6 protein-coding genes are annotated in these 7,553 nt (G+C 28.8%); 4 read left to right on the forward strand and 2 right to left on the reverse strand.

What is annotated here, in order from left to right; all coding sequences use genetic code 11:
* Nucleotides 1-65 precede the first annotated feature (65 nt).
* Together I6E31_12175 and I6E31_12180 are read right to left on the reverse strand one after the other, a co-directional pair.
* Entirely contained in the window at nt 66-905 is an 840-nt protein-coding gene (locus tag I6E31_12175; GenBank protein MCF2640716.1) for an ABC transporter substrate-binding protein, read from the reverse strand.
* Nucleotides 906-920: 15 nt separating this feature from the next.
* Nucleotides 921-1,874 (reverse strand): TIM barrel protein, encoded by a 954-nt coding sequence (locus tag I6E31_12180; GenBank protein MCF2640717.1) that lies wholly within the window; start codon nt 1,872-1,874, stop codon nt 921-923.
* 570 nt (nt 1,875-2,444) lie between these two features.
* Here I6E31_12180 and dinB point away from each other — a divergent pair.
* From dinB to I6E31_12200, 4 genes are all read left to right on the forward strand, one after another.
* Nucleotides 2,445-3,509 (forward strand): DNA polymerase IV, encoded by a 1,065-nt coding sequence (gene dinB / locus I6E31_12185; GenBank protein ID MCF2640718.1) that lies wholly within the window; start codon nt 2,445-2,447, stop codon nt 3,507-3,509.
* A 201-nt stretch (nt 3,510-3,710) separates the two neighbouring features.
* The gene (locus tag I6E31_12190) at nt 3,711-4,829 is read left to right on the forward strand and encodes an aminopeptidase (GenBank protein ID MCF2640719.1); all 1,119 of its coding nucleotides are present in this window, start codon (nt 3,711-3,713) and stop codon (nt 4,827-4,829) included.
* A gap of 13 nt (nt 4,830-4,842) precedes the next feature.
* On the forward strand, nt 4,843-6,645 hold the full coding sequence (locus I6E31_12195; protein ID MCF2640720.1) for a polysaccharide deacetylase family protein: 1,803 nt from the start codon (nt 4,843-4,845) through the stop codon (nt 6,643-6,645).
* A 20-nt stretch (nt 6,646-6,665) separates the two neighbouring features.
* Nucleotides 6,666-7,400, forward strand: coding sequence for a MipA/OmpV family protein (locus I6E31_12200; protein ID MCF2640721.1), 735 nt, complete (start codon nt 6,666-6,668; stop codon nt 7,398-7,400).
* The last annotated feature ends 153 nt before the right edge of the window (nt 7,401-7,553 follow it).

The raw sequence follows: 7,553 nt of genomic DNA on the forward strand, positions 1-7,553 counted from the left end.
AAGCAAATTCTCCTAATTTTTAGCTGATTTTTAATTTTTTGTAAACTACATAGCTGAGTAGTTACCTATCTATTATTAATTAGCTCTGGATAACTTATTTCAAAAATCTCCCTTATCATCTCAGCAACTTTTACTGATGGTCTTACAACCTCTTTTTCAATATGATAAATCTTCTTCTCTTTAATTGCCTTGATAATTCTCCAATTTTCCCTTTGCTCAAGCTCCTTTATTGGATCATCTAATTGATAAGTACTTGTAAATATAAGATCTGGATTTTTTACAGCTATCGCCTCTAAATTTGGAATAAACCAACCCTTTTGATCTTTAAAAATATTTTCAACTCCAGCTTTTTCCAACATCTCATTCATAAATACCCCTTTTCCAAAGGTATACATATTTGGATATGGTGAAATCTCAAAATATACTTTCTTTCTTTTTTCAATTTTTTCACTTTTATCAGTAATAGTTTTTATATCCTCTTTTATTTTAGATATAACTTTTTCTCCCTCTGGAATTTTTCCAGTTTTTTCCCCTATAATCCTTATAGAAGTATAAATATCTTCAATTGAAGTGATATCAGGAAGATATATAACATCTGTTCCATTCTTTTCCATCAAAGTTACAAAACTATTTCTCTCTGCCTTATTAAATGTTGAAAATATTACTAAATCAGCTTTTAATCCTAACATCTCTTCCATACTTATATTATAAAAGCTAACCTTTGGAATATTTTCTAACCCCTTTACATCAGAGTTTTTATCCATAGCAATTATGTTATCTTTTAATCCTAACTCATACAAAATCTCTGTAATTGCTGGACTTCCAGAAGCTATCCTGCTATATTCCTTTCCAAAACTCAATATTGAAAGAGTGAAAATAGCCACTATTGTAAATAATTTTCTCATAAATTTACCTCACCTTTAATTAAAAATTTTCTCTTGTTTAACTACTTTCTCTTCTAACTCTTCATCATTATAATAAAGAAACTCGTAAACCAACCATTTTAATGAAAGCTTATTAAGAACCTTCATTATTCTATTATCTTCAAATGGGTAGTGATAATCTATCTGTCCAACATACTCATAGATTTTCTTTTTAGCTCTTTCCCTCTCCTCTTGAGATTTTCTATGTTTCTCTATCATCTTAGAAACATACTCTCCAGAAAGTGACCAACTTAAATGAACTCCATAGATATGTTTTTTTAACTCTTCCATCTTATCAATATTTTCAATTATATAATCTATTCCTTCATCTAAATTTTTCAAAGTTAAATTTGTATTTAACATATGGCTTGTATCAAGAATAAACCCAGTATTTTTATACTTTATCTTCTCTAATAAAAGCTCCATCTCTCTTTTTGAATTTAACTTTAATCCTGCCCACCATAAATTCTCTAATAATAGGGTAAAGTGAAAATCTTCATCTCTGAATAGATCGTTCATAAGAGATGCCACGCTCTCTAAAATTTCCTCATCTGTATATGGGAACTGATAGGTAAGACTTCCATCATCATCTACATAACAAGCATGAAATACAACATACTCAGCCCTTAACTCTTTTGCCCTTTGCAAGTCCTTTTTATAGTAGGCTATTACCTCTTCTTTGCTATCCCCACCACACCAATAAAATCTATCCATTTTATCTGGAAATTTCTCTTTTATCATATCATATTTTTCTAAGTATATATCCATCCACATTGGGAAAAATCTCATATGATATCCGACAATTTTATCTTTTAATTTGCTACTATCTTTTTCTAAATCAAATTTTATTATTTCAAAACCATCAAAGTTATATTTCTTTTGATATTTTTCCATCATTTTCAAATTTTCATCATCACTTGGAAAATCTGAAATATTAAGCAATTTTTTCATATTCTCCCCCTGTAATAGGCTTTTATTAGAGCTTAACTTTTTTTAAAGAAATTGTCAACAGCTTTGTAAATATATTAAATAATAAAAAAAGAGAGGGACTATGTGCGACCATAGTTTTACCTCTCTGTGTAACAACTCAAAAGGATTTATTTTTATAGTAGAGGTTTAATCTAATAAAGTTTAGTAACTATTAGAAAAAACATAACTATTACTAACGGAATTAATACTTTGTTCATTTAAAATACCCTTCTTTCTCTTTAAAAGATTGGAGTTGTCACACTAAAAAATATAATAATATATTTTAATGTAAAATAAAAGAGATATCCAGTCGCAATAGATATCTCTTGTTCTTTGGCATTTTAAATGCACTTAATTCCGTTAATTAAATGTTATCATAGTTATATATTTTTGTCAATTTTAAAAAAATAAAAAACATTAAAACAAAACATATATATTTAGGCACTTATAATATAAAATCAATATCAAATTAGTTGAAATATTTATGATAAAAAGAAAAAATGATATAATATATAAAATATAAATAAAAAAAAGTCAAGATAAGGAGATAAAATGGATAGAGTTATTATGCACTATGATATGGACTGTTTCTACGCCTCAATAGAAACAAGAGATAATCCTAAATATAAAAATCGTCCAATGGTTGTTGCTGGTGGTGTGGTTACAACTGCTAATTATGAAGCTCGTAAATATGGTATCCATTCAGCAATGAGTACATTTGAAGCTAAAAAACTTTGTCCCAACTTAATGATTGTCTATCCAAATAAAGAAAAATACTTTAAAGAATCTCAAATTATCCATAACCTAGTTTTAAAAATAACACATAAAATAGAGTTTGTAGCCCTTGATGAAGGATATATAGATATAACTGATGTAATAAAAAAATTCTCTTCAAAGGAAAAATTTGCTAAAACTTTTAGAGAGAGAATTTTTAAACATACTGGCTTAACTTGCTCTGTGGGAATTGGAGTTAATAAGATTTCAGCTAAAATAGCTAGTGATATAAACAAGCCTTTTGGACAATATATATTCAATAGTGAAGAGGAGTTTGTTGAATATATGAAAGAAAAAAAGATTAGAAAACTTCAAGGAGTGGGAGAAAAATTTGAGAAACTTTTAAATAAAGATAATATATATTTTGTGAAAGATGTTCACAGATTTTCTCTTAAAGAGCTTATTAAAAAATATGGAAAAGCTAGAGGAGAACTTCTCTATCTATATAGTAGAGGAATAGATTATAGCCCTGTTGAGTATGATAAACCTACTCACTCTGTTGGTGCTGAAAATACCTATTCTTTCCTTTTAAATACTGAAGAAGAGATTAATAAAAAGTTACAAGAGGTTTTTGAAACTGCTTATAGTCGTTTAAAAAAGAAAAATTTTCTTACTAAAACTATTTCAATTAAGGTAAGATATGAGGATAGAGCTACTATTAATAAAGCTAAAACTATTGCTATTGCTACTTATGATAAAGAGATTCTTTTTGAATATGTTCAGGAGATTTTTAATGAGATTGAAAAGAAAGATAGTATTAAACTTTTGGGGATTACATTTAAAAATCTTGTGGAATTTTCTATAAGGCAACTTTCTTTTAAAGATGAGTTTAATTTAAGATAGATAATATTTGTAGTTAATAAATTATAAGAAATGATTTAATTTTAAAAATTAGGTTGGTAAATATTTGTAAGTTGGTTGTTTTTTGTTGATGGATGATTAAAATTTTATATTGTATTAATTATCGGACTAAAAATATTTTTGTTTCCATTCTATACCAATTTATAGTATAATTTAGATATAACAATAAATGTGAGGTGCAAAATTATGGATCAAAGAATTATTAAATTAGCAAAAAACTTAGTTAATCACTCATGTAGATTAAAAGAGGGAGAAAAGGTTTTAATAGAAGCTTATGGGGATACTACTAGAGATTTAGTAAAAGCTCTTGTAAAAGAGGCATATTCAGTAGGAGCTCTTCCATTTGTTACTATAAAAGATAACTCTGTTTTAAGAACAATTTTAAATGATTGCTCTGTTGAACAATTACAACATATGGCAAAATATGAACTTGAAAGAATGAAAGACATGGACGCATATATCGGTATTAGAGGGGGAGATAACTCAACTGAACTTTCTGATGTAGCTGATGAAAAAATGAAACTATACTCTCAATACTTTATGAATCCAGTACATATGGCTGAAAGAGTAAATAACACTAAATGGGTTATTTTAAGATATCCTAACAACTCTATGGCACAACTTGCTAATACATCACTTGAAGCTTTTGAGGACTTCTATTTTGATGTTTGTTGTTTAGATTACTCAAAAATGGAAAAAGCTATGGATTCACTATGTGATCTTTTAAGTAAAACTGACAAAGTAAGAATCAAAGGTGTTGGAACTGATCTAACTTTCTCTATAAAAGATATACCAAATGTAAAATGTTTTGGACTTAGAAATATACCAGATGGAGAAGTTTACACTGCCCCAGTAAGAGAGAGTGTAAATGGAGTTATCTCTTACAATACTCCATCAAACTATCAAGGATTTACATTTGAAAATATAACTTTTGAATTTAAAGATGGTAAAATTGTAAAAGCTACTGCTAATAACACTGAAAAAATCAATCAAATACTAGACAGTGATGAGGGAGCTAGATATATAGGTGAGTTTGCTATCGGTGTAAACCCTTATGTATTAAAACCTATGAAAGATACTTTATTTGATGAAAAAATAGCTGGAAGTATCCACTTTACCCCTGGACAAGCTTACAAACAAGCTAACAATGGTAACAGATCAAGCATTCACTGGGATCTTGTACTTATCCAAAGAGAAGAATGGGGTGGAGGAGAGATCTGGTTTGATGATAAACTTGTAAGAAAAGATGGAATTTTTGTTTTAGATGAATTAAAGGGATTAAATCCTGAAAATCTAAAATAATTTAGGAGGGCATATGAATATTCTTATGGCACTTTCTCAGCTTGAAGTAACTGGAGCAGAGGTATATGGAGTTACTTTAGCTGATGAACTTATGAATAGAGGAAACAAAGTTATGATTGTTTCAGATACTCTTACTAAAAAGTGCAAAGCTGAATATATAAAATTGGAATTTAATAAGAGAGGGCTTGGAAACAGGATCAATCAAGTTAAAACACTTTTAAAAATCATAAGAGAAAATGATATTCAAGTGGTTCATGCTCACTCAAGGGCATCTTCTTGGAGCTCTGCCATAGCTTGTAAAATAGCTGGAATACCTCTTATTACTTCTACTCATGGTAGACAACCAGTACATCTAAGCAGAAAGGTTTTTAAAGCATTTGGTGATTTAACAATACCTGTTTGTGAAAATATACAAACTCATCTTATTAATGATTTAGGAGTTAAACCTGATAAAAGTGTTGTTCTAAGAAATCCTATTGACACTTCATTATATAGTTTTGAACCTAAAGAAGATAAAAAGGACAAAAAAATTATATCTATCATTGGAAGATTATCTGGTCCTAAAGGAGATGTAGCTTACTCACTACTTGAAGTTCTCTCTACTATGGAAAATTTTCATATTAGAATAATAGGTGGAAAAGATATACCAGAAAAGTTTATTAAATTTAAAAATATTGAAAATATTGAGTTTTTAGGTTACGTAAATGATGTTCCTAATAAAATTAAAGAATCTGATATTATAATAGGAGCTGGAAGAGTAGCTGTTGAAGCTATTCTTTCAGGTCGTCCAGTTATAGCTGTTGGAGAGGCTAAATATATTGGTTGCATCACTCCTAATAATTTAAATGAAGGATTCAAATCAAATTTTGGAGATATTGATTTTTCAAGCCAAATTATTATAGATAACAAGAGTTTAACTTCTGATATTGAAACTGCTTTGAATTTAACTGATAAAAATCTATTAAATTTAAGAGAAATGACAACAGATGAGTTTGACTTATATAAAATAGTTGATAAAATCGAAAAGATATATAGCAAAACTTATGTGGAAAAGAAGAAATATGAGATTCCTGTTATAATGTACCATAGAGTTGTAAATGATGAGAGTGAAGCTGGTGTCCACGGAACCTATATAACTGCTAAGAAGTTTGATGAACATATGAGATTTTTAAAGGAAAATGGATATGAAACTATTACCTTTAAAGAACTTAAAAAATTAAACTGGAGAAATCGTTTTAACAAAGAAAAAAAACTTATTATGCTTACATTTGATGATGGATATGAAGATAATTATAAAATTGCATTTCCTATCTTGAAAAAATACGATTTTCATTGTATTATATATTTAGTATCTCACCTTAATTTCAATAGATGGGATGTAGAAGTACCTAACAATCCAGAAAAAAAATTCATATTGATGACTTTAGATATGATAAAAGAGATGCAAGAGTATGGAATAGAGTTTGGTGGACATACAATGACACATCCAAAACTTGCTCATATACCTCTTGAAGAAGCTAGAAAAGAGATTTTAACTTCTAAAGCTACCTTGGAAGAAAAACTTGGTGAAAAGCTTACATCTTTTGCATACCCATATGGTGATCTAAATGAAGATGTGAAAAATATTGTTAAAGAATCTGGCTATGATTTTGCTGTGGCAACAGATTCTGGAGATATCTCCTTTGCAGAAGACCTATTTCAAATAAGAAGAATAGGGATATTTCCAACTAATAATATGTTAAATTTTAGAAGGAAAGTAAAAGGAAATTATAATTTTATAAAAATAAAAAGAGAAAAGAGACATTCTAACTCTTAATCTTATCGGGAGGATTTTTTATGAAAAAAATCATTTTAACTTTAGCTGCTCTTGCTATATGTTCAACTGCAACTTTAGCTCAAGAGAATAAATTTAGTGTTGGTATGGGTGTTGGAACTACTAACCACTTTTATCACGGAGATGAAATAACTTTCCCAACTCCATTCTTTGATGTAAGATATGATAACTTCTTCATAACTGGAGCAAACATCGGATATGATGTTTACAACGAAGATAGTGTTACTCTATCTTTATTTGTTAATCCATTTGATGGATTCCCTATTAAAGCTAGTAAATTGGATCACGGATATGATTCAATAGATGAAAGAAAAACTCAAATAGCTCTTGGGGCAATTGCTGCTTACGATCTACCAGCTTATGATATGACTGCATTAGTTTCAATTGCTGGAGGAGAAAGAGGATTTAAAGGAGAAGCTAGTTTAGTTAAACCTTATAACTTTGGTAACTTTACTTTAATACCATCAGTTTCTGCTACTTTCTATTCTGAAGATTACACTGACTACTATTTTGGTATTGATGGTAATGAAACTGGTAGAAAAATTAAAGATCCTTACTCACCAAGCAATGCTTACTCTTTAGGAATAAACCTTGCTGCTGAATACTATCTAACAGATAAGATTACTCTTCTTGCTTTCCTATCTGCTGATAAATTCTCATCAGAAATTGGGGATTCTCCTATTATAGACAACAGTACTCTATTAAAAATGGGAGTTGGAGCTAAATATTCATTCTAAGTTTCTTAGAGTTTAAAGCTCCTTTTCAATAGTATTAGTGATAAAAAAATATAACTCCAGTAATATTTTGCTGGAGTTATTTTATTAGGTAACTACTCAGCTATAAATTAAAATTTGAGACTCAAGTTCAAAAAAAATGGGCTTGGGTCTTTT

The sequence above is a fragment of the Fusobacterium varium genome (assembly GCA_021531615.1).
GTDB lineage: Bacteria > Fusobacteriota > Fusobacteriia > Fusobacteriales > Fusobacteriaceae > Fusobacterium_A > Fusobacterium_A varium_C.